The sequence below is a fragment of the Streptomyces sp. NPDC097129 genome (assembly GCF_055668065.1).
In genome coordinates, this window is the sequence record NZ_JBVOQE010000005.1 from 108,788 (window position 1) to 133,893 (window position 25,106).

At 72.6% G+C, this 25,106-nt stretch carries 23 protein-coding genes; 10 read left to right on the forward strand and 13 right to left on the reverse strand.

Annotated elements, in window-relative coordinates; all coding sequences use genetic code 11:
* Nucleotides 1-24: 24 nt before the first annotated feature.
* Together AC0B9F_RS16600 and AC0B9F_RS16605 are read right to left on the reverse strand one after the other, a co-directional pair.
* Nucleotides 25-684: a response regulator gene (locus tag AC0B9F_RS16600; protein ID WP_472003174.1), complete on the reverse strand. Its 660-nt coding sequence runs from the start codon at nucleotides 682-684 to the stop codon at nucleotides 25-27.
* Between the two features lie 117 nt (nucleotides 685-801).
* Complete coding sequence (locus tag AC0B9F_RS16605; protein ID WP_472003176.1) at nucleotides 802-1,803, reverse strand: HAMP domain-containing sensor histidine kinase; 1,002 nt, start codon at nucleotides 1,801-1,803, stop codon at nucleotides 802-804.
* 344 nt (nucleotides 1,804-2,147) lie between these two features.
* On the opposite strand from AC0B9F_RS16605, the gene AC0B9F_RS16610 reads away from it, so the two are divergent.
* From AC0B9F_RS16610 to AC0B9F_RS16620, 3 genes are all read left to right on the forward strand, one after another.
* On the forward strand, nucleotides 2,148-2,459 hold the full coding sequence (locus tag AC0B9F_RS16610; protein ID WP_472003178.1) for a TraR/DksA C4-type zinc finger protein: 312 nt from the start codon (nucleotides 2,148-2,150) through the stop codon (nucleotides 2,457-2,459).
* 103 nt (nucleotides 2,460-2,562) lie between these two features.
* Nucleotides 2,563-2,937, forward strand: a complete 375-nt coding sequence (locus tag AC0B9F_RS16615) for a TraR/DksA family transcriptional regulator (RefSeq protein ID WP_472003180.1) — start codon at nucleotides 2,563-2,565, stop codon at nucleotides 2,935-2,937.
* Nucleotides 2,934-3,764, forward strand: a complete 831-nt coding sequence (locus tag AC0B9F_RS16620) for a hypothetical protein (RefSeq protein WP_472003182.1) — start codon at nucleotides 2,934-2,936, stop codon at nucleotides 3,762-3,764. The genes AC0B9F_RS16615 and AC0B9F_RS16620 overlap by 4 nt, the downstream gene beginning before the upstream one ends.
* 80 nt (nucleotides 3,765-3,844) lie before the next feature.
* On the opposite strand, the gene AC0B9F_RS16625 is transcribed toward AC0B9F_RS16620, so the two are convergent.
* Nucleotides 3,845-5,275 (reverse strand): FAD-dependent oxidoreductase, encoded by a 1,431-nt coding sequence (locus AC0B9F_RS16625; RefSeq protein ID WP_472003184.1) that lies wholly within the window; start codon nucleotides 5,273-5,275, stop codon nucleotides 3,845-3,847.
* A 75-nt stretch (nucleotides 5,276-5,350) separates the two neighbouring features.
* Here AC0B9F_RS16625 and AC0B9F_RS16630 point away from each other — a divergent pair, with 75 nt between their 5' ends.
* The 4 genes from AC0B9F_RS16630 (at nucleotide 5,351) to AC0B9F_RS16645 (ending at nucleotide 9,956) form a co-directional block, all read left to right on the forward strand.
* A complete protein-coding gene (locus tag AC0B9F_RS16630) occupies nucleotides 5,351-5,983 on the forward strand; it encodes a TetR family transcriptional regulator (RefSeq protein WP_472003186.1) in 633 nt (210 codons plus the stop codon).
* Nucleotides 5,984-6,098: 115 nt separating this feature from the next.
* A complete protein-coding gene (locus AC0B9F_RS16635) occupies nucleotides 6,099-7,814 on the forward strand; it encodes a serine/threonine-protein kinase (RefSeq protein ID WP_472003188.1) in 1,716 nt (571 codons plus the stop codon).
* Nucleotides 7,815-7,941: 127 nt separating this feature from the next.
* Complete coding sequence (locus tag AC0B9F_RS16640; protein ID WP_472003190.1) at nucleotides 7,942-8,457, forward strand: hypothetical protein; 516 nt, start codon at nucleotides 7,942-7,944, stop codon at nucleotides 8,455-8,457.
* Nucleotides 8,458-8,552: 95 nt separating this feature from the next.
* A complete protein-coding gene (locus AC0B9F_RS16645) occupies nucleotides 8,553-9,956 on the forward strand; it encodes an MFS transporter (RefSeq protein ID WP_472003192.1) in 1,404 nt (467 codons plus the stop codon).
* Between the two features lie 150 nt (nucleotides 9,957-10,106).
* Here AC0B9F_RS16645 and AC0B9F_RS16650 read toward each other — a convergent pair whose 3' ends face one another.
* From AC0B9F_RS16650 to AC0B9F_RS16660, 3 genes are all read right to left on the reverse strand, one after another.
* Nucleotides 10,107-12,761: a glycosyl hydrolase gene (locus tag AC0B9F_RS16650; RefSeq protein ID WP_472003194.1), complete on the reverse strand. Its 2,655-nt coding sequence runs from the start codon at nucleotides 12,759-12,761 to the stop codon at nucleotides 10,107-10,109.
* Nucleotides 12,762-13,001: 240 nt separating this feature from the next.
* On the reverse strand, nucleotides 13,002-13,673 hold the full coding sequence (locus AC0B9F_RS16655; protein WP_472003773.1) for a maltokinase N-terminal cap-like domain-containing protein: 672 nt from the start codon (nucleotides 13,671-13,673) through the stop codon (nucleotides 13,002-13,004).
* Between the two features lie 34 nt (nucleotides 13,674-13,707).
* On the reverse strand, nucleotides 13,708-14,970 hold the full coding sequence (locus tag AC0B9F_RS16660; protein WP_472003196.1) for a benzoate/H(+) symporter BenE family transporter: 1,263 nt from the start codon (nucleotides 14,968-14,970) through the stop codon (nucleotides 13,708-13,710).
* 151 nt (nucleotides 14,971-15,121) lie between these two features.
* Here AC0B9F_RS16660 and AC0B9F_RS16665 point away from each other — a divergent pair, with 151 nt between their 5' ends.
* Nucleotides 15,122-15,667 carry a helix-turn-helix domain-containing protein gene (locus AC0B9F_RS16665; RefSeq protein ID WP_472003198.1) on the forward strand — a complete coding sequence of 182 codons (546 nt, stop codon included), beginning with the start codon at nucleotides 15,122-15,124 and terminating at the stop codon, nucleotides 15,665-15,667.
* Nucleotides 15,668-15,706: 39 nt separating this feature from the next.
* On the opposite strand, the gene cynR is transcribed toward AC0B9F_RS16665, so the two are convergent.
* The 4 genes from cynR to AC0B9F_RS16685 all read right to left on the reverse strand — a co-directional run bounded on the left by cynR (nucleotide 15,707) and on the right by AC0B9F_RS16685 (nucleotide 18,501).
* Nucleotides 15,707-16,627 (reverse strand): transcriptional regulator CynR, encoded by a 921-nt coding sequence (gene cynR, locus AC0B9F_RS16670; RefSeq protein WP_472003200.1) that lies wholly within the window; start codon nucleotides 16,625-16,627, stop codon nucleotides 15,707-15,709.
* 138 nt (nucleotides 16,628-16,765) lie between these two features.
* Complete coding sequence (locus AC0B9F_RS16675) at nucleotides 16,766-17,266, reverse strand: nucleoside deaminase (RefSeq protein ID WP_472003202.1); 501 nt, start codon at nucleotides 17,264-17,266, stop codon at nucleotides 16,766-16,768.
* A gap of 27 nt (nucleotides 17,267-17,293) precedes the next feature.
* Complete coding sequence (gene cynS, locus AC0B9F_RS16680) at nucleotides 17,294-17,764, reverse strand: cyanase (protein WP_472003204.1); 471 nt, start codon at nucleotides 17,762-17,764, stop codon at nucleotides 17,294-17,296.
* Nucleotides 17,765-17,907: 143 nt separating this feature from the next.
* Nucleotides 17,908-18,501 carry a carbonic anhydrase gene (locus AC0B9F_RS16685; protein WP_472003206.1) on the reverse strand — a complete coding sequence of 198 codons (594 nt, stop codon included), beginning with the start codon at nucleotides 18,499-18,501 and terminating at the stop codon, nucleotides 17,908-17,910.
* A 258-nt stretch (nucleotides 18,502-18,759) separates the two neighbouring features.
* Between AC0B9F_RS16685 and AC0B9F_RS16690 the strand changes: the two genes are divergently transcribed.
* A complete protein-coding gene (locus AC0B9F_RS16690; protein ID WP_472003208.1) occupies nucleotides 18,760-20,115 on the forward strand; it encodes a phosphatase PAP2 family protein in 1,356 nt (451 codons plus the stop codon).
* Between the two features lie 118 nt (nucleotides 20,116-20,233).
* Here the strand turns inward: AC0B9F_RS16690 and AC0B9F_RS16695 are convergent, their stop codons facing one another.
* The 3 genes from AC0B9F_RS16695 to AC0B9F_RS16705 form a co-directional block, all read right to left on the reverse strand.
* On the reverse strand, nucleotides 20,234-21,007 hold the full coding sequence (locus AC0B9F_RS16695) for an SDR family NAD(P)-dependent oxidoreductase (RefSeq protein WP_472003210.1): 774 nt from the start codon (nucleotides 21,005-21,007) through the stop codon (nucleotides 20,234-20,236).
* Between the two features lie 83 nt (nucleotides 21,008-21,090).
* Entirely contained in the window at nucleotides 21,091-22,737 is a 1,647-nt protein-coding gene (locus AC0B9F_RS16700) for an amidohydrolase (RefSeq protein ID WP_472003212.1), read from the reverse strand.
* 53 nt (nucleotides 22,738-22,790) lie between these two features.
* Entirely contained in the window at nucleotides 22,791-24,245 is a 1,455-nt protein-coding gene (locus tag AC0B9F_RS16705; protein WP_472003214.1) for an APC family permease, read from the reverse strand.
* 287 nt (nucleotides 24,246-24,532) lie between these two features.
* Here AC0B9F_RS16705 and AC0B9F_RS16710 point away from each other — a divergent pair, with 287 nt between their 5' ends.
* A complete protein-coding gene (locus tag AC0B9F_RS16710) occupies nucleotides 24,533-25,096 on the forward strand; it encodes a TetR/AcrR family transcriptional regulator (protein WP_472003774.1) in 564 nt (187 codons plus the stop codon).
* Nucleotides 25,097-25,106: the final 10 nt, after the last annotated feature.

Genomic DNA, 25,106 nt, shown 5'->3' on the forward strand with positions numbered 1-25,106 from the left:
TGCCCATGGCGGCCGACCCTTCGCTCAGGGTTCGATCAGGCCGGCGCGGATGGCGTACCGGGTGAGTTCCAGACGGTCGCGCAGGCCCAGCTTGTGCAGCAGGTTGGCGCGGTGCCGCTGCACGGTCTTGACGCTGATGAACAGCAGGACGGCGATCTGCTTGGACGAGTGTCCCTCCGCGACCAGCTTGAGGACCTCTTCCTCGCGCGGCGTGAGGATCTGCTCCGGGGCCTCCTCGCCGTGCCCGACCCGCTCGAGATAGTTGCGGATCAGCGCGGTGATCGCGCCCGGGTACAGAAACGGCTCGTTGCGCATCGCGGCGCGGCAGGCGGCGACGAGGTCCTGGTCGGCCACGGACTTCAGCACGTACCCGCTGGCCCCGGCTTTGAGGGCCTGGAAGAAGTACTGCTCGTTGTCGTGCATGGTCAGCATCAGGATCCGCAGGTCCGGCCGCAGGGCGGCCAGTTCACGGGCGGACTGCAGCCCGGTCAGGCGGGGCATGGCGATGTCGAGGACGGCCAGGTCGATGTCATGGCTGCGGGCCAGATCGATGGCCTCTGCGCCGTCCCCGGCCTCGGCGACCACCTCCAGGTCCGGCTCCTGGTCGAGGATGAGGCGCACACCGCGGCGCACCAGCGCGTGGTCGTCGGCGAGCAGGATGCGGATCGTGCGCGACAGTGTCATGGAGGAGACACTCGTGTGCGACTGCGTCAAGGGGGAGACGCTCGTGCGTGATTGCGTCATGGGGGAGACGCTCGTGCGCGACTGGATCATGGGGGAGGCGCTGGTGTCGGTCATGGCTCACGCCTGCTTTCCGTTCAGGGGGGCGGTGAGCTGGACCTGGGTGCCGGTGCGGGACGAGGTGGTGGCCACGCCGCCGGTACCGGAGCCCACGCCCGTATCACCCGCCGGGGAGATCACGAGGCCGGCGCCGATGAGCAGGGCCCGCTCGCGCATGCCGCGGATGCCCGCGCCCTCGCAGGGAGCGCTGATGCCGCAGCCGTCGTCGGTGACCGCCAGCACGATCCGGCCGCCGGTGTGCCGCAGGGTGACCGTGACCCGTTCCGCGTCCGCGTGGCGGGCGGCGTTGGTCAGTGACTCCTGGACGACGCGGTAGAGCACCAGTTCCGTCTCCGGCCCCAGCGCGGGCAGCTCGGCGTCGAAACGGCGGGTGATCCTCAGCCCGGTGTGGGTGGCGATCTCCTCGGTGAGCGAGGTCAGCGCGCTGACCAGACCGAGGTCGTCCAGCACTCCGGGCCGCAGCCGCCGCACCAGACGGCGTACCTCGTCCAGGCTGTCCCGGGTGATCTCCTGCACCTCGTGCAGGTCGGCCCGCAGCGGTGGCGGCGCGTCGTCCGCGGCGCGCTTGAGTCCCAGCAGGATCGCGGTCATGCTCTGGCCGACCTCGTCGTGCAACTCCTGAGCGATACGGCGGCGTTCGGCCTCCTGCGCCAGCAGCACCCGGGCGCTGCTGGCGGCCCGTTCCTGTTCCAGCCGCTCCAGCATGGCGTTGAACGTGCGGATCAGCTCGGCGACCTCGCCGCCGCCCCGGGCAGGCAGGCGCTGGCCGGGGCGTAGCAGATCCACGGTGGTCATCAGCTTCGTGAGCCGTTCCAGCGGCGCCAGGCCCAGCCGCAGCAGTGCGGCGTTCGCGACCAGCATGACGGCCAGGCCTCCGACCAGGATGATCGCCTCGGTGAGGACGACCGGCACCGACACGGTCACCGGAGCCCACAGCAGCAGGGCGGTGGCCGTACCGAGCACCACGGCGTTGAGGGCGAAGATCCGCCAGAACAAGGACACGGGACCGCGCCTCTCCTCTGTGACGTCCGGTGATATCCACGGCTCGAGCGCGATGGGTTGCGCCGCGGCCGCCGCGTAGCGGACGCCGACGGCCGGTGGGTGCTCGCACGAGCCCGCGGTCAGCCTGCCGCCTGCCCACGCACCCGTCGATGGGGCCCGACCCCCATTTCCCGGGCACGCACTGCTCACGGGGGCGCCGGTTACACCCCGTGCCCCGGCCCATATGGGGTCCAGGCCCGATAGGCACCGGCCGCCGGCCCGGCGAAGGTGGGAGGCGACGCTCCGCACAAAGCACGGCGTACGCCCGCCGAGGTCGTACGCCGTTGGATGGGAAGGGATGGACCATGACGCTCGACGCCACCCGGGCCGAACCCCACCTGCACGAGGCCCGTCAGCGCCTGGCACGCGCCCGTGCCTCCCGACTGGCCCAGCTGCACGCCCTCGACGAGACCGGGCAGAGCCGGGACGACCCCCTGCTGTCCGCGCAGCGCACGGCGATGGAGGGCGTCCTGAAGGAGATCGAGGAGGCCTTCGCCCGCCTCCAGCACGGCACCTACGGAACCTGTCTGGGGTGCGCCAAGCCCATTCCCGCGGAGCGGCTGGAGATCCTCCCCTACACCCGCCACTGTGTCGCCTGCCGGCGCCGCACCGCCTGACCACCGCCTGCGCCCCGCCCCGCGAAAGATGCGCCCTGCCCGGAAGACGCGCCCTGCCCTCGGAACGACCGGAAGACGCGCCCTGCCCTCGGAAAGAGGTGACGTGGTGAACCACCAGACCCTCGGCGACAGTGCGACGCACCTGTCGGCCGTGGACCTCGCCGCGCTGCGCGAGAACCTGCACGAGCAGCGCCTGTTCCGCAGGGAGCAGCTGCGCCGCCTCGCCGGCCCCGACGGCTCCCGTGCCGAGGACCGGCTGCGGGACGGGACCGCCGCGCGGCTGGAGGTCTGCGTGCAGCTCGCCGCGTCCGCCCACATGGTCCTCGCCGACGTCGAAGCCGCCCTGGAGCGCATGGACGCGGGCACCTACGGCACCTGCCACCTGTGCCGGCGGCCCATCGACCGGGAACGGCTGACGATCGTGCCGCAGGCCCGCTACTGCGCCCGGTGCCAGCAGGTGAAGGAGGCGGCACGATGACCGGCGCCCACCACCCGGCCGCGCGGCCCGGTGCGGCCCGTCAGCTGCCCTGGCCGATGCGCCGGCGGCGTCACGGCATCGCGCTCGACATGGGGAGCGCCCGCACCCGTGCGTGGCTCGCCGGACGCGGTGTCGTCGTCGACGTGCCGACCGTCACCCATCCAGGAGCCGGAGCAGTCCACCCCATCCAGCGCGGCGCCATCATCGACACCCCGGGCTGCGCGCGGATGCTGCAGCGCCTGCTGGGCGACCACCTGCCCCGCTCCGTCCGGCCGACGGTCCTCGTCACCACTCCCGTCCTGGACGGCATCGCCTACCGCGCCGAGGCCCGTACCGCGGTCGAGGCACTCCACCCGCACACCGTGCTGACCGTGCCGGCCGCGCGCGGCATCGCGCTGGCCGCGGGAACGGATCTGCCCGGCCCGCTGCTGGTGCTGGACATCGGCGCCCATCTCACCGAGGCGGTACTGCTGTGCGACGGCGCCGTCACCGACGCCCGCCGCACCGCCCTCGGCACCGGCGACCTGGACGAGGAGACATCGGCCGAGCAACTCGCCGAGGCGGCCGCCCGGACGGTGACCGCGATGCTGCGCCAGGACCGCACCTCCCTCACCCTCGACGCCCTGCGCCGCGGCACCCTCCTCGCCGGCGGCGGCGCCCTGCGTCCCGACGTCACCTACCACCTCACCGCCCGGCTGCACGCACCGCTGCGCGTGGTCCCGGCCCCGCACACCGCGGCCGTCCGCGGCGCCGCCCGGCTCCTGCACGCGGCCCTCGGGCATCCGTCCACACTCCCACCCACCGCCGGGCTGACCACGGTCCTTTGAGGGCATGGGCGTCCTGAGGCCGGGGCCTCCGGCGGGGGCGAGGGGCACCGTGCACGGCGGGCTGAAAGGCGCGGGCCCCTTCAGTCCGCCGTCCGCAGGAGGGGCCGGCACGGGTCGCCGGCGAGGGCGTGCAGGTCGGGGTCCGAGTCCGCCGCCCAGGCCGCGTAGCCGTCGGGGCGGACCAGGACGGCGCCGGGCAGCCCGTGCACCGGCTTCGCCCGGACGGCCCCGAGGCCGGGCGGCAGGATCCCGGCGAGGTCGAGCAGGACGGGCCTGCCCGACCGGAACAGCGCCGGGTCGACGCCCGGGACCCGGTGACCGGTCAGCGGGTGGCCGCCCGGCACGTCGTACGCGTGGCCCAGGCCCGACATGAGCCCCGCCAGGTGACGGTTGGTCTCGGGCAGGCGCATCAGGCCGGTGAAGACCTCGCGCAGCGCGACGACGTCCGCGCTCGGCCTCGGGGCGGCGAAGACGCGCTGTGCCTGGGTGATGTGCAGGACCCAGGCTCCGGCGGGGTGGCGCTCGGTGTGATAGCTGTCGAGGAGGTCCGCCGAGGCGCTCCCGCGCAGTACGGCCGCCATCTTCCAGCCCAGGTTGAAGGCGTCCTGCATACCCAGGTTCAGACCCTGCCCGCCGAACGGCGGGTGGATGTGCGCGGCGTCGCCGGCGAAGAAGACACGGCCCGTGCGGTAACTGTCGATCTGCCGGGTGGCGTCGCCGAACCGCGAGGCGTTCTCCACCTCGGCCGGCACCGTCTGCTCGCCGTACACGCGGCGCAGCAGCCCGGCGATCTCCGCCGGCGTCACCGGCCTGTCCTTGGCCGGCTCGTCCCCGTCCAGCACTCCGCCGGTGAACCGGTAGCGGTCGCCGCCCAGCGGGACGAGCATCCCCCAGCCGTCCTCGGTCTCACGGGTGAGGGTGCTGATGTGCCCCTGTGCCGTGGGCACGAGTTCGGACACCGACGCCAGCCGCACATCGGCCAGGACGGCCGTGAACGTGCCCGGCCGGCCGGGGAACGGCACGCCGAGCAGCTTGCGGACGGTGCTGTGCGCGCCGTCGCAGGCCACGAGGCAGCGGGCCGCGATGCGTCGGCCGCCGGCCGTCACCGTCACGCCGTCGTCGGACTGCTCCACCGCCGTGACCGGGGTGTCGCGCAGCACTTTCACCCCCAGCGTCCTGGCGTGTTCCTCCAGCACCTCCTCGATCTCCCACTGCGGGACCGGGAGCACGTAGGGATGGGCAGTGTCCCACACCGTGCAGTCCAGGGGCACCGGCAGCATCGCGAAGTGCCCGCCCACCGGCTCCCGTGACATCGCCCTGGCCCTCATCGGCTCATGCAGGCCGCGCAGTTCCAGCAACTCCTGCGTGCGCGGCTGGATCACACCGCCCTTCGTCTGCCGGACCCGGTGCGGCAGGCGTTCCACCAGCACGGTGTCCGCTCCGGCGAGGGCCAGCTCGCAGGCCAGCATCAGTCCGGTGGGCCCGGCGCCCACCACGATCACATCGGTCATTGCTCCTCCAGTCGCTTCACTGGGAGCAAAAGTATACCGAGTGCAGAAAGCATCCAAGTGCAGCTTTCGGCTACGATGGGCGCCATGACTGGGCTTCGGGAACGCAAGAGAGCACGGACTCACGCCGCAATCTCGGAGGCGGCCATCGCGCTTTTCCTGGAGCACGGGTTCGACCAGGTGTCGGTGGCGCAGGTGGCGGAGGCAGCCGAGGTGTCGAAGCGGACCGTGTTCGCCTACTTCCCGGCCAAGGAGGACCTCGTCGTCCACCGCTTCGCCGACCACGAGGACGAGGCCGGCCGGGTGGTGCGCGCCCGCCCGGCCGGCGTCGGTCCGCTGGCAGCCCTGCGCGACCACTTCCTGACGGCGCTGCGCGACCGCGACCCGGTCACCGGCCTCAACGACATCCCGCAGATCCTCGCGTTCACCCGCATGGTGCGCGAGACGCCGGCGCTGCGGACGCGAGCCATCGGCTTCCAGGAGGGGTCCGAACGAGCGCTGACGGAGGCGCTCCAGGACACCGCCGGCGTTCCGGCCCTGACCGCGCGGCTGACCGCCACGCACGTGGTGAGCACCCAGTGGCTGCTGTCGATGGACAACTTCCGCGCCCTTGACGGCGGCCAGTCCGCCGACGAGCGCTACCCGCAGGCGGTGGCCGACGCCGAGCAAGCCTTCACCCTGCTGGCGGAGGGGCTGGCCGGACACCTCTAGCGAGGAGGTGCGCCTCGGACTCCGAACGCTCGCCCGGTGATCGCCGCTACCATGTCGATCTTGAGCATGGCCGCATCAAGAGAAAGGTGCGGCACGACGCGCGCTGCATACGGGGGTGGGTCCCATCCAGGGAACCGAAGGTGTCTTCCGTCCACTGACCGCACAGGAACCACGGGAGCTGGCCGGATACCAGCTCCTCGCCCGGATCGGCGAGGGCGGCATGGGGTCCGTCTACCTGTCCCGCACCCGGGGCAACCAGCCGGTCGCGCTGAAGGTGATCCGCCGTGAGTACGCGGGCGACGCCGAGTTCCGGCGCCGGTTCCAGCAGGAGGTCCGGGCCGCACAGCAGGTCCGCGGCTACCACCTGGTGCCGGTGCTCGACCACGACACGGACGGCGACCAGCCGTGGCTGGCCTGCGCCTACGTGCCCGGGCTGCCCCTGGACGACGCCATCGACGCGCACGGCCCGCTGCCCCTGGCCGCCGCCCTCCAGCTCGTGGCCTGTGTCGCCCGCGGTCTCGACGCGGTGCACGCGGCGGGCGTGGTGCACCGCGACCTCAAACCGGGCAACATCCTCCTCGGGGCCGACGGCCCGTGGGTCATCGACTTCGGTATCGCGCGGGCCGCCGAGTCCACCCGCCTCACTCGCAGCGGCGGCTTCGTCGGCACCCCGCAGTTCATGTCTCCCGAGCAGGGCACGGGCGGCGAAGTGACGCCGGCGAGCGACGTGTTCTCCCTCGGACTCATCGCCGCGGTCGCCGCCACCGGCCGTCATCCCTACGGCTCCGGAGCCGCGCTCACCGTCGCCACCCGGATCGCCAACACGGCCCACCGCCCCCCGGACCTCTCCGGCTACCCCGACCTCCTGCGCCCCCTCCTGGAGCGCTGTCTCGCGGCGGCGCCCGACGCCCGTCCCACGCCCGCGGAACTCGCCGGCCTGTGCGAACGAGCCTCCGGCCGCTCCTCCCGCGACTGGAACGGCTGGCTGCCCGCGCCGACGGCGGCCGCCGTCGACGAGCGGCGCCGCGCCGTACGCCGCCTCCTCGACCGCACCGCCCCCGCCTCCGCCCCGCAGCGCCCCGCCGCCACATACGTGCCCACGCAGACCGGCGACTCGCTGCACCAGGCGCCCACCCGGACCGCACCGCCCCGGCCGGCCGCCCCGTCGCGGACCGGCCATGTCCGGGCCGGTGGCCCCCGCAGCCCCCGCCGCCTGTACCTGGCCCTCGCCGCCGCCGCCCTCGCCGTCGCGGTCGGCACGGCCTGGTCGCTGTACGGCGACACCGGCTACGGCGAGGACGGCGCGGCCGGCGACCGGACCACACCGACCGCAGGCCCCGACGCGCACCACCCGTCCAAAAGCCAGAAGCCCTCGCCGTCGGCCTCGAAGAAGCACCCCGGCAAGACGTACGAACTGCTCTTCAAGGACCGCCCGTTGACGATCAGCCCGCCCGGCACCGGTGTGCTGATCACCGCCGACTTCGACACACCCAAGGTGAATCCCAGCGGTGAGATCGGCGACCACGCCGCGGAACTTCAGTACATCTACCAGTACCTGACCTTCCGCACCGCCACGGCCAAGAGCCCCGGAACCACGCCCGAGACCTGCCGGCAGTCCGTCGACAGCGCGCCGCTGCCCTCCGAGCTGTCCAACGACGCCCTGAACCAGGGCCGGGCCCTCAAGAAGGGCGACGTGCTGTGCACCGTCACCTCCGAGGGGAACCTCGCGATGCTGCGGCTCACCGGCGTCGCCCTCACGGGCCAGACCTCCTTCGACCCGCCCGGGTACACGGGTCTGCTGACCGTGTGGAAGCAGCCCGCGGCTTCCTAGGGTCTGTGGCGGACGCGGCCGGACCGTGTGCCCGGCGCGCACACTGGAGTACATCCGCCCGTACGTTTCGCAGAGGTGTGCCGGTCCCGTGCGGGAGGCGGTGGCCCGGACCGACCGCGGAGGTGCCATGCCCGACCCCGGCTCGCCCACCCCGCCCGAGTCCGCCCGCCCCTGGCGTCGCGCCCTCCGCCGCCTGCGGGGCCGTCGGCCGGTGCCACCCCGCCGGGTGCCCCGCGCGTCCCAGATCCGCATGCTGACCGCCGTGCTGGACGACGCCGTCGCCGCGCTGGCGTCCGCCGATCTCGCGGTCGCCGCGTGCGGGGCGCCGGACGGTGCGACGTGGCAGGCCGCCCAGGGCTGCGGCAGGGCCGCCCGCGGCTTCCACCGGCTGCGCGCGCGCCTGGAGGAACTGCCGATCAGCGAGCCCGACCTGGTGGACGCGCGGGACGACGCCGGCCGGCTGCTGGCCTACCACCAGTGGATGGTGCACCAAGCCCTCAACGTGGCGTTCACCATCCACCCCGACGCCCGCACCGAGGCCGCCCGGCTGGAGCTCAACGGCCTGGGACGGCCCGCCGACCGTCTGCGACTGCTGCGGGACACCCTCGGTGAGCGAGGGTCCGGTGAGCCGCGGCAGGGATGAGCGCACCGCTGCGGCGCCGATGCCCAGTACCTGCACCTACGTCCCTTACCGTGACCTTCGATGCCGTACGTCCGTGAACGGAAGAGGTGAAGGCGGTGGCGTTCGCGGAGGCCGACGGCGGTGGCAGCAAGCCGTCCCGCGAGCCCGGGCGCCGGTCCTGGGCACCGCTGCTCGCGGTGTGCGCCGGGTACTTCATGGTCATCCTCGACGTGACGATCATCAACGTCGCCGTGCCGGTGATCGGCCGGGACCTGTCGGCCTCCCTCACCGGCATCCAGTGGGTCACCGACGGATACACCCTGGTCTTCGCCGGGTTCCTGCTCACCGCCGGCGCGCTCGGCGACCGGCTCGGCAACCGCCGCGTCTTCTGCGCGGGCGTGGCGGTGTTCACCGCGTCCTCGGCCGCGTGCGCGCTCGCGCCCGGCACCCCGGCCCTGGTGACCGCCCGGCTGGTGGAGGGACTCGGGTCGGCGCTGATCGTGCCGGGCTCCCTGGCCCTGCTGCAGCAGGCCTACCCCTCGCCGGCCGCCCGCTCGCGCGCCTTCGGCCTGTGGGGCTCGATGGCGGGCGTCGCCGCCTCCGCCGGGCCCCTGCTGGGCGGGCTGCTCGTCTCCACGGCCGGCTGGCGCTGGGTCTTCCTCATCAACCTGCCCGTGGGAGCGGTCTGCCTCCTGCTGACGCTGCGGTACGTCGCGCCCTCGCCCCGGCGCGCCACCCGCTCCCTGGACTGGCCCGCGCAGTGCGCGGTCGTGTCGACGGTGGCCCTGCTGACCGCGGCCCTCAACGAGGCCGGCCGGCGGGGCTGGTCCGACCCGGCCGTTCTCGCCGGGCTCGTCCTGGCCGTGGCGGCAGCCGTGGCGTTCGTGGTGCGTGAGCGGCTGGCCCGCTCGCCCGCCCTGCCGCTGAGCCTGCTGCGCTCCCGTCCGATGAGCGGCGCCGCCGTCATCGGCCTGCTCTTCAACTTCGGCTTCTACGGCATGGTGTTCACCGCCAGCCTGGACTTCCAGCACCGCCGCGGCTACAGCGCCCTCGGCACCGGGCTGGCGCTGTTCCCGGCGGTGGCGATGACCATGTTCGCCTCCGTCCTGTCCGGGCGGCTGACCCGCCGTACCGGCGACCGTCCGCTGGTGGTCAGCGGCATGCTGCTGGCCGCCCTGGGACTGGCGGGCTGGGCGTCGGCGGGTGACGATCCCGCCTACGCGCTGCTGGTCGTTCCCATGATGGCCGCCGGATTCGGTACGTCCTTCGCCCTCACCGGCTCGACCACCACCGTGATGGCCGCCGCACCCCCGGACTACGCGGGCGCCGCCTCCGCCCTGTTCAACACCACCCGGCAGGTCGGCAGCGCCACCGGCGTCGCGCTCGGCGGCAGCCTGCTCGCCACCGCCGGCTACGCGAGCGGGATTCGGCACAGCATGGCCCTCGGAGCGCTCGCCTACCTGACCGCCGCGGTGCTCGCGTGGCGGTGTGTGCCGGTGGGGGCGGCGGGGAGGGCGTAGGCGGGCCACCATGTCGACGAGGGCGGCCCCCGACGCCCGCGACGCGCTGGGCGCGGCGTCACGGGGCGACCGGGGGCCGGGTGAAGGGGGCCGGGTGAACGGACGGCCACGATCACGCCGGATCGCGGTCCCGCCCACCCGGCCGGGCCGTCACGGTGTCGGCGTCTTCCAGATGCCACGGCCGTGCGTGGCCACGTACACCTGGCTGCCGTCGGGGCTCGGGGAGAGGTACACCGCCGGGGCGGTGGGCAGGTTCGTGCCCAGGCGCGTCCAGTGGCCCGCCGAGGTGCTGGTGAACACGCCCAGGTCGGTGGCCACCACGAGGGTGCCGTCCCGGGTGACGAGCGCCGCGTTGGCCGGGGCGTCCGGGAAGGAGTCGGTGGCCGCCGGGTCGCCGCTGACGTCCGTCCAGGTCGTGCCGCCGTCGGAGGTCTTCCAGACGTGGCCGTAGCCGGCGCCGGGGCCCTCGTTCCAGTGCCGTGAGAAGCCGTTGACGACCGCGTAGACCGTCTTGCCGGAGGCGTCGGAGGGGTCGACGGTCAGGTTGGAGATGTAGCGGTTGGGGAAGGCGGCGGGCAGGTTCACCTGGTGCCAGGTGCCGCCGTAGTTGGTCGCGACGCCCCGTCCGAAGGTGCCGTCGACCGCGGAGCAGGCGCCGCACCAGGCCGCCCACGTGACGTGGCCCCGGCTCGTGACCGCCGAGGCGGAGTGCCCGGCGCCCAGGTCGAACAGCCGGGTCCAGTCGGCGCCCGAGGTGCTCTGCCAGGTCTTGGTGTTGCCCCAGACGTACTGGCCGCCCGCGACCCACAGGCCGTTCGGGTCGGTCTCGTCCGCGCCGAACGGGGCCGTGAAGCGGGCCCCCGGGTCGCCGGGCGCGATGTCGGTGATGACGTCCTCGGAGCCGTCGTCGCTCGCGGTGTAGCCGCAGTTGTCCGTGATCTGCAGCGCGAGGTCGACGTACTCCCCGACCGTCTGGCAGCCGTTGGCGGGGTTGACCAGCTGGTCGCCGCCGTCACCGCCGTACGGCGAGACCATCTCGCCGTCCGGGTTCAGCGGCTGCCCCTGGTAGGTGGCGCCCCTGGGGGCGAGCAGGGAGACGCCGTTGTCCTGCAGGCCACCCCAGACGGCGTCTCCGCTGCCGTCGGTCATCCGGCCCGCGCGCACCGAGTAGTACTGGAGGGTGCGCAGGGTGCCGGACTCGTTGAGGTTGCGCCAGCCGGCCGTCGTCTGCGTGGCCGGACGGGCGTAGGCGCCGCCGTCGTTGCCGACGAACACCTCCGGTGTGCCGCCCTGCCACTGCGAGAAGGCGAGGGCGTGCTGGTCGGAGTGCATCACGTCGCCGTCGCAGGAGTTCTCGGCCGGGTCGTACGAGAAGCACGGCATGCCGAAGTCCCAGTAGCGGCCGACCGCCTTCCACGTCGCGCCGCCGTCCCGGGACTCGAACATCTCCTCGAGGCCCAGGTAGACGTGGTTCGGATCGCTCGGATCGACGGCGATGACCTGGTCGTACCAGGCCTGGGAGCCGGGCTGGTAGCCGCTGCCGATCTCGTGGACCTTCATCGCGGAACCGGTCGCCGACAACGACGAGGAGGTCGCGAGCTGCTTGAACGGGCCGCCCGCGTCACCGCTCGCGCTGACGTACACACCGGCCAGCACCGAGTACACGCCGGATCCACTGGCCTTGTTCAGGAGCTTCGGGGACTCCATTGACACATACAGCCTGCTGCCGTCGGCCGAGTACGCGAAGGCGGCGTTGCCGATCTCGGCGGGGTTGATCGCGCCGGTCGGGTTGGCACGCTTCCAGGTGGTGCCGGCGTCGTCGGAGTAGTAGAAGCCGTTGTAGCCGGCGCCGCCGCGCCACGCCACGTTGGCCAGCAGCCTGGTGCCGTCACTTCCGGGCCGCACGGCGATGTCGTTGGCGATGTCCGCGTAGTGGCTGTCCACCCCGCAGCTCACGCCGCCGGCGCCGACGCCCGCGCACGGGGCCAGGACCTTCGTCCACGCGGTGGACTGTCCCGCCGACAACGGGCGCCGGAAGACGCCGTGCGAGGAGGCGGCGAAGACGTAGCCGGCGGCCTTGTCGAAGGCGAGGGTGTGCAGGGAGCTGCTGTCCAGCTCGGTGCCGCCCACCTTGTCGCTCTCGCCGAAGACGCCGGTGACCGGGTCCGCGAGCCGGTAGACGCCGCTGCCCAGGTAGTTGTCGGAGGCGGTGGTGGCCTCGCCCGTGGCCAGCCACAGCGAGCCGTCGGGCGCGACGGCGAGGGCGCCCACGGACAGGGCGGGCAGCCGGTCGGCGATCGGCGTCCAGGTCCGCCCGTCGTCGGTGGAGCGGAACACACCGCCGCCCGCGGCGCCCGCGTAGACCACGCCCCGGTGCGTCGGGTCGGTGGCCAGGGCGGCGATCCGGCCCGCCGAATGCCCCGCGCCACCACCGGAGTTGGAGGCGGACCGGTCGCGGTAGTGCAGCGCGTCCTCGTTGTACGGCGAGGTGGTGACCTCGCTCCAGCTGCCCGCCCGGACCGGCATGTTCCTGATGTGCGCCCACGCGTCGGCATACGCGCCCGGTGCGATGCGTCCGTCCGGGGAGAGCCTCGGCTCGTTGAACGCGTCGAGGGACTCCATCAGTTCGTGGGACTCCTCGCCCGCCACGTCGTGGCGGCCGGATCCCGCGTCCGCGTCCGCCCCGTATGCGGTGACGGGTATCGCGCCCGCCATCAGAAGTGCGGCGGCGGCGACGGCGATCGCCGCTCTGCCGCCGCCCTCCGCGGCGCGGCGCGGTCTGCGCCGTGCGGAAAACACACCCATGGATTTGTCTCCGGCTTCTTCGGAGCAAGGGGCGGCCGCCCCTACGGCCGCGAAATCTCTTACTGCCGAGCGCCGGAACCGTACTCCCGTGCCAGGTACCGATCACAGAGGTTTACAGCGACTTTAAAGACTGACAAACGTAACGATTGCCAAAAACCATCTCGTTCGTCGCGTCACCGCTCAGACCCCTCAAGGGACCGGCGTCCCCCATGAGTTACAGCGCGTACGACCCGTGAGGTGTCACCCCTGGGCCCGAAGACCGGTGTGAAGGACGGCGAACAGCCCCCGGGTGCGGGTGCCGTCCGGCAGGTTCCAGGGCGCGGCGACGTGGCCGATCGCTCCGTGCGGGGGCTGGGGCGCACCGTCCGGAGCGGGCTCCAGGACGCGGTGCAGGCGGAGCGTCGCAGCCCGCGCCAGGGGGATTTCGGTGCCGTCCTGGCCGTCCGCGGGCGCCTGGGTGAGGTCCGTGGTGAGCGGGCCCCCGCCGCTGTAGGAGGAGGTGACCTCCGGGTCGGGAGTGTCGCTGGCGTTCTGGTCCTGGGCCTGCGCCGTGCCCTGGACCAGGGCCAGCAACTGCGCGACGAGCACCGGGTCGTGACAGCCGTCGTAGGCCCAGCGCCGGCCGAGCACACCGTGCTCCATGGTGCCGACGAGGGCGTGCTCGGCCCCGTCGAGCGGCGCGCCGCGGTAGGTGAGCGGCACCAGATAGGTGGCCGGTGCGGAGCCGGAGACGTCGGTGACCACCATGAACTCGATCCCGACCGCGCCGTCCGGGTCGTCCAGCCGGAAGCCGCCGGCCTTGACCGGCTCCGGCTCGGCCGCGCCGCCGCGGTACCAGGGACGGGAGGGCAGCCAGGAGGTGAGCAGTTCCAGTTTGGTCGGCTTCACGACGGTGCGGTGGATGACGGCCATGCCGGGGTTTCCTTCCGTGGAGTGGTCGAAGTGATCAAGCTTCGACATCCTCGCACCGCCGCGGCCCCGCGGCGTCCGCCGTGCGGTCGTGCGCGGTTCCCTCCTGCCTGGGGCTGCCGCGTCGCCCGGCGCGGGCGATGACGGTGGTGAGGGCGCCGGCGAGCAGGCCCCAGAAGGCGGAGCCGATGCCGAGGAGGCTGACGCCGGACGCGGTGGCGAGGAAGGTGACGACCGCGGCCTCCCGTGACGCCTTGTCGGACAGGGCCGTGGCCAGCGAGTTCTCGATCGTGGCCAGCAGGCCGACGCCCGCCGTGGCGAGCACGAGCTCCTGCGGCATCGCGGTGAGCAGCGAGGCGACCGTGGCGCCGAAGACGCCGACACAGAGGTAGAAGATCCCGGCCCACACGCCCGCGACGTACCGCTTGGCGCGGTCCGGGTGCGCCTGCGGTCCGGTGCAGATCGCGGCGGTGATGGCGGCGAGGTTCAGCCCGAACGCGCCGAACGGGGCCAGCAGGACGTTGACCGCTCCGGTCCAGCTCATCAGGGGCGACACCGGAACGTCGTAACCCGAGCCGCGCAGCACGGCGACTCCGGGCAGGTTCTGCGAGGCCATCGTGACGACGAACAGCGGTACCCCGACGCTGACCAGGACCTTCCAGTCGAAGTCGGGTGCGACCAGGACCGGCGCGGCGAGCGAGACCCGTAGCTTGTCCACGTGCCAGCCGCCGGCGACGACCGAGGCGAGAACGCCGCCGGCGAGGGCGAGGAGTACGGCGTAGCGGGCTGCGAAGCGGCGCGCCAGGAGGTAGAGGACGAACACCGGGAGGGCGACCGCGACATGGCGGTGCATGGTGCTGAACAGGCCGGTGCCGAACCGCAGCAGCACTCCCGCGAGGAGGGCCGCGGCGAGCGGCACCGGGATGCGCTCCATGGCACGGGCGAACCAGCCGGTCACGCCGGTGACGAGGACGAGCAGGGCCGAGAACACGAACGCGCCGACGGCCTGCCCCATCGGCACCCCGGCGAGACTGGTCGAGAGCAGGGCCGCGCCGGGTGTCGACCAGGCGGTGACGACGGGGGCGCGGTACCGCAGGGAGAGACCGACGCAGGTGACGGCGAGCCCGACGCCGAGCGCGAGCATCCAGGAGCCGATCTCCCGGGGGCCCGCGCTCGCTGCCCGGGCCGCGGTGAACACGAGCGCGGCGGAACTGGTGACGCCCACGGTGACGGCGATCAGCCCCGCGGCCACGGCCGACGGCGGCGCGGCCGCGCGGAGGCGGGTGGTGAAGGAGGACATGGGCGACTTCTCGAGGAGGAGGGAGCGTTGGGGTAAGCCGAACGTCCCGTAAGGTGCGTTCTGTAAACGGAACGTTCTGTATGTGGAACACTAGGGAGGAGGGCCGACGGCCGTCAACCACGGCGAACGAGAGCGGGAGCACGATCCGGAGATGGGGCTGAACGACGAGGTGGGGCGCAGGCTCCGGGAACTGCGCGCACAGCGCGGCCTGTCGCTCTCGGAGCTGGCGCGGCGTTCCGGCGTGGGCAAGGGCACCCTCTCGGAGCTGGAGGGCGGCACCCGCAACCCCACCCTGGAGACCCTCTACGCCCTGACCACGGCATTGAACCGGCCGCTCAGCGCGGTCCTCAGCGACGCCCCGCCCGTGCGAGCCGAGGAGCACGAGGGCGCCGTCTCCGGCAGCGCGGTCACCGCGGCCCTGATCGAGCGGCACGAGGACGCCGACGCGGTCACCGACATCTTCCGCGTCACCATCGCCGCCGGCGCCACGCAGGAGTCGGCCGCGCATGTCGCGGGCACGAGCGAGACCCTGATGATCCTCAGCGGCACGGCCGTCGTCGGAGCCCTGGACGCGCCGAGCACGGCAGGACCGGGCATGTCGGTGTCCTGGCCGGCCGACATGCCGCACGTGTACAGCGCCCCGCACGGGGACGTGCACGGCATCCTCTTCGTGCGCTACCGGGCAGCCGCGCTGTGACCTTTCAGGCGGCCCGCCGGGGTCGCCCGGCCGCCTCTCTCACGTCGCGTCGCCGAGCGGCGTGCGATACCCGCGGGCACCCACCACGTCGTCGACGAGCCCGGTGAACGCGCGTACGGCCGCGCTCCGGTAGGCCTGGGAACGTCTGAGGAGGGCGACTCGCCGGGAGGGCAGAGCGGGGCGCAGCGACACCGGACGCAGACGCGGGTGGTCGTGGGTGACGGCGTCGGGGAGGACCGTGGCGAGCGGCGTGCGCTGGACGATCTCGATCAGAGCCTGGATGGAATTGGCCTCCATCGTGATGCGCGGGGTGACCCGGTGCTCGGCGAAATACCCGTCGATGTGCGCCCGCGTCGCGAAGTCACCGCTCAGCAGGACCAGTTCGGTGCCCGTCAGCTCCTCGAGCGACACGGACTCGTCGCGCACGGACGCATGCCCGTCGCCGCGCACGACGAGGCTCAGCGTCTCCGTGTACAGGTCGGTGGCTTCGACGCCCTGCTGGTGCGTGGCGGCGAAGGCGATCCCGAGGTCGACGTCGTCGGCGAGCAGCGCGGCCTCGATGCCGTCCTGGGTGGTCTCCCGGATAGTGAGGGTGATCCCCGGATGCCGTTGGTGGAGCTCGGCCGCGAGAGGTCCGACGAGGTAGGCGGTGAAGGAGGGGGTGACCGCCAGCCGCAGGTGGCCGCGCGAGAGGTCCTGGACGTCCTGCAGCGCGCGTTCTGCGGCGGCCAGGTCGCGCAGCGCCCGCCGGGCGTGCCGGGCGTAGGCCTCTCCGGCGTCGGTGAGCCGCACGCTGCGCCCCGTACGGTCCAGCAACTGCACCCCCAGGGCCCGCTCCAACTGTCTGACCTGCTGCGACAGGGTCGGCTGAGAGATGTACAACTCCTCCGCGGCCCGAGTGAAGCTGCCCTGGTCGGCGACGGCGAGGAGATAGCGCAGATGACGCAGTTCCACGGACACCTCGACACTATAGGTCCGGCCCGCCGGCGCCGGGCGGCACGGCGGCGGGCGGGCGCGGGCCCCTCCGGGAGGCCTCCCAGGGGCCTCATACGGAGCAGGGTTCGCGCCGCCCTTCCCGGCGTCATCGGTGCCTGTGGCTCACCCGGTGGTCGGGGCACCCGCGACGCGACGCTCACCGCCGTTGCGTTCCTGCCAGAGCCGGTAGACCTCGACGGCCGAGTCCCGGGGCTCGTGGCGCATCGGCAGCCGCCGTTCGTCCCAGTTCTTGGCGAACTCGGCGTAGAACGTGTCGAGCTCGAAGTACTTACGGTCGTCCACGTAGTGCGGCTCGTAGGCCTCGCGTGTGGTGAGGAAGACCACCTCGTCGGGCGAGCAGTAGTACAGGGAACCCAGGCACATGGGGCAGGGCTGGGCCAGGACGTACACCGTGGCGCCGACCAGGTGCTCGGTTCCGAGCTTCGTGCAGGCCTCGCGGATGGCGAGGATCTCGGCGTGCGCGGTCGGGTCGTTGGTCTGCGCCACCTTGTTCGCGCTCTCGGCGAGGATCTCGCCGTCCTTGACGATGACGGTCGCGAAGGGGCGACCGCCCTCGGTGACATTGCGGTGCGCGAGGTCGATGGTGCGTTGGACGAAGTCCATGGGGCTCTCCTCGGAGTGTGAGGCCGGTCAGAAGGGCTTGGTGGGCAGGTACTTGCCGTCGAGCGTGATGACGGCCCGTTCCCCGCCCTCGGGGTCGGCGACCTTGCGCACGTCGAGCTTGAAGTTGATCGCGGAGATGATGCCGTCGCCGAACTGCTCGTGCACCAGGGCCTTCAGCGTGGTGCCGTAGACCTGGAGCATCTCGTGGAAGCGGTAGATGGTCGGGTCGGTCGGGACGCCACCGGGGAGGGAGCCGCGCGTCGGGATCGTCTGCAGCAGCAGGACCGCGTCGTCGTCCAGTCCCAGCAGGTCACCGACCGCTCGAGCGGCCGCCTGCGGCAGGGCGTGCTGACCGAGGACGGCCGCGGTGGTGAACGCCGCGGACAGGCCGGAGGCGTCGGCGATCTGCTGCCAGCTGAGGTTCTTGCGCGTCTTGGCGTCCACCGCGGCGGCGGCGACGGCCTGGCGGGCGGCGGGGTCGAACTGGGCGTGCGTCATGAGAGTTCTCCTTCAGGATCGGGGAGGGAAGGGGCCCCCGCCACCGCGACGGGACGGGACGGCGGAGGAGGGGAGGGGAGGGGAGGGGAGGGGAGGGGAGGGGAGGGGAGGAGGGTGGGCGACGTTCGGGGAGGGCAGGGCGGTCAGGCCGCGTACGCGCCCGGGAGGTTCGTCGCGTCGAGCACGTCGACGCATCCGGTGGCGATGTCGAAGACCCAGCCGTGCACGGCGACGGTCTTCCCGGCCAGGGCACGGGCGACCGAGGGGTGCGTCGTCAGATTCGTCAGCTGAGCCAGCACGTTCGCGCGCACCAGGCCGGGGACGTCCTCGCTCCCGGTGACACGGGCACGGGACGCGTCGGCGTGGCGCAGCCATGCGCCGACCGCGGGAACCGCGCTCAGGTCGTGCTGTTCGGCCAGCGCCGTCATCGCGCCGCAGGCCGAATGACCGCACACCACGATGTCCGACACGCCCAGGACCGCGACCGCGTACTCGATGCTCGCGCCCACGCCGTCGGCCCCCGGGCCGTGGGCCGGCACGAGGTTGCCCGCGGTACGGATCACGAACAGCTCGCCGGGCTCGCTGCCGGTGATGAGTTCGGGGACGACACGGGCGTCGGAGCAGCCGATGAACAGCGTGTGCGGCGTGTGGTTCACCGCCAGCCGGGCGAAGAGCTCCGCCTTGCCGGGGTGGACGTCACGCTGGAAACGCCGGACGGCCGCCGTGAGGTCACGCATGGGATCACTCCCTTCAGGGGTAACGCCGACCCGTCGGGCCGACGTGTTTCCACCATGCGTGACGTCGGTCTATAGGAGCCAAGACGCAGCTTCGATGCGACCTATAGATGAGGCCAATGCCGCTTGGCCGCGGTCGGCGTCCGAGGTCCCTGTGGCGTGCCGCGAAAGGCGCCCATTCGGCTAACATGATCGAACTAAAAAACGATCGCTTTTATATTCGACAAATCGGCTGAAAAATTGACAACCAGACCATCGCGGATGCCTTCGCGAATACCCAACGGAATGATGTCCGGCGCGTGGCGTCCGTCACGGGCGACGCTGTGGACCGCGATGGCCGTGGTGACCCTCGCATTCCTCGTCACCCTGGAGATCGCCGCACGTCACTACGGGGAAACAGGGCCGATCACCGACCAGGCGCGCGAACTGATATGCGCGCCCAAATCGGGGCCGTTGCTGTACGCCGGTATGGCGCTGACGATGGTGGTGCTGACCTGGCGGCAACGGTTCGTCGCGGCCTGCGTGGCGATCGGTCTCGACATCCTCTTCTTCCTGGCGCGTTGGGCGTCCGGGGCCGAGCTGACCGACGGCCACCCCTTCGGCAACGGCGCGCTGTGGGTGGTGCTGGGCTGCGGCGTCATCGCCCTCACGCGTCGCACCGGCCCGGAGCGGGTGCTGCTGCTGAAAGGCGTCGGGCTGGGCCTGCTGCTGGTGGCCGGCCGCAAGACGGGCGACGCCTGGCTGCTGATCACGTCCAAGACCCGCCCCACGGTGCTCGACCAGTACGTGGCCGTGGCCGACCGCGCGCTGGGCAGCCCGTCGTGGCTGGTGGGCCGCATGGTCCGGGCCACCGGCCCGATCGGCGCGCACGTCCTCGACTACGTCTACGTCCAGCTCGCGGTGGCGGCGGTCTTCGTCGCGCTGTACCAGCTGCGCCACGTGGCCCGCGACCGCCGCTTCCCGGCGCACCACCTCGTGCGCACCTTCCTGGTGATCGGTCTGGTCGGGCCGGGCATCTACATGATCTTCCCGACGGTAGGGCCCGTCTTCGCCTACGGCACCGGCGCGTTCGGCACCGGCGGACCGCACTGGGCGGTGGCCGACCTGTGGCCGCACACGGTGCCGGCGCTCAGTGTCCCGCACTGGATGCCCTACGACGAGATCACCCCGCGCAACTGCATGCCCAGCCTGCACACGGCGTGGGCCACGGCGATATTCCTCCATTCCCGCACGGGCCCGAGAATGCTCCGGTACGCGGGCGCGTTCTGGCTGATCGCCACCCTCACCGCGACGCTGGGATTCGGCTACCACTACGGCGTGGACCTCGTGGCCGGTGTGGTGTTCGCATTCACCATCGAGGCGGCGCTGCGTTCGTTCGACCGGGGCTGGGACCGGGCGGGAATCCATCTGGTCGCCTACGGGACGACGGTCTTCGCGGCGCTGCTGGTGTCGTACCGCTATCTGCCGATGGAGATGGCCCGGCACCCCTGGGTGAGCGGTCCGCTGCTCCTTCTGGCGATGGCCTCCGTCGTCTACGGCTATGCGCGGACCACGGGGTTGCGGGAGACGAAGGTCGCGCCGGTGCACCAGCCCCGGCCCCAGCCGGAGCTGGTCTGAGGCACACTGCCTGAGCGGCGCCAGGGGTGAGCCCCGGGGCGCCGCTCACGTGTGAGGGGGCGCCACGTTCGCCGTGACGCCCACCCCCACGAGACCGAGGAACCCGCGGCCGCGACGGTCAGGTCCGCAGATGCGAGGCCCCGTTGAGGTCGAGGATCGTGCCCGAGGCCCATTCGGCGGCCGGGGAGGCGAGCCAGAGGACCGCCGCCGCGATCTCCTGCGCGCAGGCCACCCGGCCGAAAGGACTCTGCGCGCGGATGGCGGCGCCCTCCGCGCCCTCCAGCCGTGCCGCGACTCGCTCCGTGTCGAAGAAACCGGGGGCCACCGAGGCCACGGCGATGCCGTACGGGGCCAGCGACACCGCGAGCGACTGGCCCAGGGCGTGCACCGCGGCCTTCGTGGCCCCGTACGCCGGGTGGTCCGGTTCGCCGCGGAAAGCGCCGCGGGAACCGACGTTGACGATGCGTCCCCCCGTACCCTGGTCGATCATGCGCCGGGCCACGAGATGGCTGAGGTTCGCGGTGGCGAGCAGGTTCACGGCGACATGCCGCTGCCACACCGCCACCCACTCCTCGTACGGCGTCTCCGGCAGGGGATGGCGGATGTTCACCGCCGCGTTGTTCACCAGCACGTCGACCCCGCCGAGCGCTTCGGCGGCCGCGTCCACGACGGCCGTCGCGCCCGCCGGGTCGGACAGGTCGCCCCCGACCAGGGTGTGCCCGGAACCGGCCAACGAGTCGAGCGTCACCCGGGCTTCGTCCTCACGCGACCCGAAGTGCACGGCGACCCGGTCCCCGCCCTCGGCGAACGCCTGCGCCACGGCACGCCCGAGCCCCCGTGACGCACCACTGACCAGCACGCGCCGCCCTGACGCGGACGCACTCACGCTCATGAGAGATCCTGCACGGTGGTCACGATGCGGGGCCCTTTCACCGAGGTACGCGGACGGCGCAAGCATAGGAGACGCCCGCTCCCTCACCCGCGGTGAACGACCTCCCCGCCGACCATGACCAGGTCGCACACGGTCCCCGGGATGGCCTCGGGCTCGATGGCGAGGACGTCGCGGGAGAGGACGACCAGGTCGGCGACCTTGCCGACGGACAGCGAACCACGCTCGTCCTCCAGGAAGTTGGCGTACGCCGACCCCATCGTGTAGCCGTGCACCGCGGTCTCGATGTCCACCGTCTCCTGTGGCATCCACGCCTCACCCCCGCCCAGCGGCCGGCGCGTCACCGCCGTGTACAGGCCCACCATGGGGTCCATCTCGGCGACGTTCCAGTCACTGGAGAACGCCAGCGTCGCCCCGGCCCGGTGCAGACTGCGCATGGGCCACGCCTTGTGCCAGCGCTCCGGGCCGACATTGCGCGCCCAGTCCTGACCAGGCCCCGCGATCTCGGGGGCGCAGTGACGCGGCTGCATACAGGCCACGACCCCCAGGTCCGCGAAGCGCGGCACGTCCGCCGGGTCGCAGCACTCGACGTGGACGACCTGGTGGCGGGCGTCCCGGGGACCGTTCTGCGAACGGGCACGGGCGACCGCGTCCAGCACGGTGCGGATACCCCGGTCCCCGGTCGCGTGCACGAAACACTGGAAGCCGCGCGCGTCCAGCCGGGTCAGCAACTCGGTGAACTCCTCCGGCGGGTAGAAGGTGTCACCGCGGTGCCGGCAGCCCGTGTACGGCTCCAGCAGGGCAGCCGTGCGCGGCTCGACGACGTCGTCGATGTAGAGCTTGAGCGGTCCCACCCGCATCCACTCGTCGTCGAACCGCCGCGCGGCCCCGGCGAATTCGTCCAGATCGGACTCGGTGGTGCCGCGCGGGTGGAACAGCGCGGCCACCAGCCGGGAACGCAGGCGCCCTTCCTTGCGGGCGCGGACGAACAGCTCCAGATCGTCCAGCGAGTTCTGCGGCTCCACGATGGTCGTGATGCCGAAGCGGACGGCGTCGTCCAGGCTGCGCAGCAGCCGCCCGTACTGGCGCTCGGGGGAGGCCCACGGCACGCCGAGCTCGCGCAGCGCCCGATGTCCCTCGCGGGACAGACCGCGCACGGCGAAGTCCTTCACGAACCCGGTGGGTTCACCGGTGACGGCGTCCGTCTCGGGTACACCGAACGGCAGTTCGCCGCAGCCGCGTGTCACACCGAGCCGGGCCATCGCGGCGCTGTTGAGCCACATGGTGTGGACGTCGTAGCTGAGCACGAAGGCGGGGGTGTCTCCGGTCAGCTCGTCGAGATCCCGGGCGCGGGGCATCCGGCCGCCGGGCAGGACCGAGTAGTCAAAGCCCTCCGCCTCGATCCACCCGGCGTCCGGATGCCGCTCGCGCCAGTCGGCGATCCGCGCGGCGACCTCGCTCGGCGAGCGGGCCCCGGCCAGTTGCACGCACTCCTCGTCCGAGCCCAGCCGGACGTGGTTGTGCGCGTCCACGAAGCCCGGCAGGACCCGCCGCCCGCCCGCGTCGACGACTTCGGTGGCCGGGCCCGTCCACGCCGAGGCGTCCGCGTCGGAGCCCAGCCACACGATGCGGCCGTCGCGCACCGCGAGCGCCTCGGCCGAGGGCAGGCCCGGGTCGACGGTGTGGATGCGGGCGTTGCGCAGGACCAGGTGGGCGGGGGAGGGGAGGGTCACGATCTGTTCTCCAGTGTGCGTGCGGTGGTGGGGCGACGGCCGTGGGGCCGGTGTCAGTCGTCGGCGTCGGGAGCGGCGACCTGCCAGCGGTCGTGCGGATGCCGGCGCAGGTACAGGACGTAGTAGAGAGCGGCCGCCGCGACGACGCCGCCGGTGATGGCGAGGTCCCGTCCGGCCTGCTGGTACAGCACGTAGCCGACCGAGGCGAGCACGACGACCGGTGCCAGCGGCCACAGCGGCATCCGCCAGGCGGGACGGCCGCGCAGCGGTGCGCGGCGCGCGGCGAGCGCGGCCAGGGCGAGCAGGACGTAGACGACGGCGAGGATGGCGCCGGTCGCCTCGTACAGCGTCGTCAGGTCGGCGAAGCAGGCCAGCGCCGCCCCGGGCAGACTGATGACGAGGGTGGCGACCCACGGCGAGCCGAAACGGGGGTGCAGCCGGGTCAGCGCGCGGTTGACGGGTTCGGGCCAGGCCCGGTCGCGTCCCGAGGCGTAGACGACCCGGGCGTTCTGCAGCACCATCACCAGGACCGCGTTGAGGATGGCCAGCGCGACGCACAGGTCGATGACCGTGGCCGTGGTGTCGCCCGCCCAGCCGCGCACCAGGTCGGAGAAGGTGGCCGTGGACAGCGTGTCGGTGGACGCGGTGCCGAGCACCGCCGCGACGGCGGGTACGAGGATGACGGCGGCGCCGATGAACAGCGACCAGAAGACGGCACGCGCCACGTTGCGGCGGGGCCGGTGGATCTCCTCCGCGAGATAGGAGGCGGTGCCGAACCCGTTGACCACGAACATCGCGGCGGCCAGCCCGGAGACGAGGAGCCCCAGGGTGAACGCCGGTTGTCCGGCGGCCGCCTGGGACACCTCCGGGTGGACGAGCACCGACGGGGAGCGCTGGGTGTGGGCGAGGCCCAGGACGGCCACCACTCCGGCGGCCACCACCTCCAGGACCAGGAAGGCGCCGGTCACCAGGGCGTTCGACTTGACGTCGAGGACGGCCGTCGCGATCGCCACCAGCATGACGGCGCAGCCGGCGACCTGCGGGTCCACCCGCACCAGGTCGGCGAGGTAGTCGGCCGTGCCCAGAGCGATCACCGGCGGGATGACCACGAGCATCGCGATGGTCATCGCGAAGGTCACCCAGCCCAGGAACCGCCCGAGCAGCGCGTCGACCATGGCGTACTCGCCGCCGGAACTCGGGGTCAGCGTGCCCAGTTCGGCGTAACAGGCGCCCACCGCGATCGAGATGACGATGCCCACCGCGATGGTCAGCGGAGCGCCCGTGCCCTGACCGGCGAACAGCTCGGGGACCAGGATGAACAGCGACGAGGCGGGCGTGATGCAGGACAGCGTGAGCAGGACGGCGCCCACGGGACCGAGGACCCGCGCGAGGGCGACGGGCGCCGCGCCGCCGGCGGCGGCCGGGGTGGGCTCGGGCGTGGACATCGGCGACGGCGTCCGCGTCGGCGGCGAGTCGCCGGGCGGTGTGTCGGCGGGCGTGTGCGTCATGGAGGTGTCCCCGGGTTCGGGCGGCTGGCCGCGGGCGGAGGGGCGAAGGGGCGGAGGGGCGGAGGAGCGAAGGGCGAGCGCGGAGAGCGGAACTTCCTTGAATGCGGTTCAAGGAAGTTTGAACGTCATACAAGATGTTGAAGAAGGCTCCGCTCTGTCAATAGGTCCGGCTGGGCGTCCCAAAGATTGAACGGCGTTCAAGCTCCGATGGGGGCGCCGCTAGACTGTCCGCCGTGACGGCACCAGTGGCACGACGCAGACGAGGCGGGGTGATCGCGCGCGAGCGCATGCTCGAAGAGGCGATGCGGGCCATCGCGGAGCACGGTCTGGCCGAACTCACCATGTCCGGACTCGCCGAACGCCTCGGCACGTCCGGCGGCCACATCCTGTACTACTTCGGCAGCAAGGACCGGCTGCTCCTGGAAGCGCTGCGCTGGAGCGAGGACCGGCTCACCGAGGAGCGGCGGGCCCTGCTGTCGCGGCGCACCACCATCGCCCGCCGCCTGGACGCCTTCGTCGAGCTCTATCTGCCCGAGGGGCCGCGCGACTCCCGCTGGATGCTGTGGATCGAACTGTGGGCGCGCGCCGCCGGCAACCGCGAACTGACCACCGCCCAGGAGGAGTTCGACCAGGCCTGGCAGGAGGACCTGGAACGGCTGCTGCTGCGGGGAGTGCGCCAGGGACGCTTCGGCCTGCCGCAGGACGAGGTCCCGGCGGCCGCCGACGCACTCCTCGCCCTCCTCGACGGACTCAGCACCCGGGTGGTGCTAGGACTGCGCGGAGCCACCCGGGAGGGAGCCGTCGGCACCGCGCGCCGCGCCGCCCGCGCCGCCACGCGCCCCCTCGTCTGACCTCCGGCCC

Coding starts and splice junctions, on each gene's coding strand:
- AC0B9F_RS16600 (WP_472003174.1), bottom strand. CDS start 684: ATGACACTGTCGCGCACGATCCGCATCCTGCTCGCCGACGACCACGCG.
- AC0B9F_RS16610 (WP_472003178.1), top strand. CDS start 2,148: ATGACGCTCGACGCCACCCGGGCCGAACCCCACCTGCACGAGGCCCGT.
- AC0B9F_RS16620 (WP_472003182.1), top strand. CDS start 2,934: ATGACCGGCGCCCACCACCCGGCCGCGCGGCCCGGTGCGGCCCGTCAG.
- AC0B9F_RS16625 (WP_472003184.1), bottom strand. CDS start 5,275: ATGACCGATGTGATCGTGGTGGGCGCCGGGCCCACCGGACTGATGCTG.
- AC0B9F_RS16630 (WP_472003186.1), top strand. CDS start 5,351: ATGGGCGCCATGACTGGGCTTCGGGAACGCAAGAGAGCACGGACTCAC.
- AC0B9F_RS16640 (WP_472003190.1), top strand. CDS start 7,942: ATGCCCGACCCCGGCTCGCCCACCCCGCCCGAGTCCGCCCGCCCCTGG.
- AC0B9F_RS16650 (WP_472003194.1), bottom strand. CDS start 12,761: ATGGGTGTGTTTTCCGCACGGCGCAGACCGCGCCGCGCCGCGGAGGGC.
- AC0B9F_RS16655 (WP_472003773.1), bottom strand. CDS start 13,673: ATGGCCGTCATCCACCGCACCGTCGTGAAGCCGACCAAACTGGAACTG.
- AC0B9F_RS16660 (WP_472003196.1), bottom strand. CDS start 14,970: ATGTCCTCCTTCACCACCCGCCTCCGCGCGGCCGCGCCGCCGTCGGCC.
- AC0B9F_RS16665 (WP_472003198.1), top strand. CDS start 15,122: ATGGGGCTGAACGACGAGGTGGGGCGCAGGCTCCGGGAACTGCGCGCA.
- AC0B9F_RS16675 (WP_472003202.1), bottom strand. CDS start 17,266: ATGGACTTCGTCCAACGCACCATCGACCTCGCGCACCGCAATGTCACC.
- cynS (WP_472003204.1), bottom strand. CDS start 17,764: ATGACGCACGCCCAGTTCGACCCCGCCGCCCGCCAGGCCGTCGCCGCC.
- AC0B9F_RS16685 (WP_472003206.1), bottom strand. CDS start 18,501: ATGCGTGACCTCACGGCGGCCGTCCGGCGTTTCCAGCGTGACGTCCAC.
- AC0B9F_RS16690 (WP_472003208.1), top strand. CDS start 18,760: ATGCCTTCGCGAATACCCAACGGAATGATGTCCGGCGCGTGGCGTCCG.
- AC0B9F_RS16695 (WP_472003210.1), bottom strand. CDS start 21,007: ATGAGCGTGAGTGCGTCCGCGTCAGGGCGGCGCGTGCTGGTCAGTGGT.
- AC0B9F_RS16705 (WP_472003214.1), bottom strand. CDS start 24,245: ATGACGCACACGCCCGCCGACACACCGCCCGGCGACTCGCCGCCGACG.
- AC0B9F_RS16710 (WP_472003774.1), top strand. CDS start 24,533: ATGCTCGAAGAGGCGATGCGGGCCATCGCGGAGCACGGTCTGGCCGAA.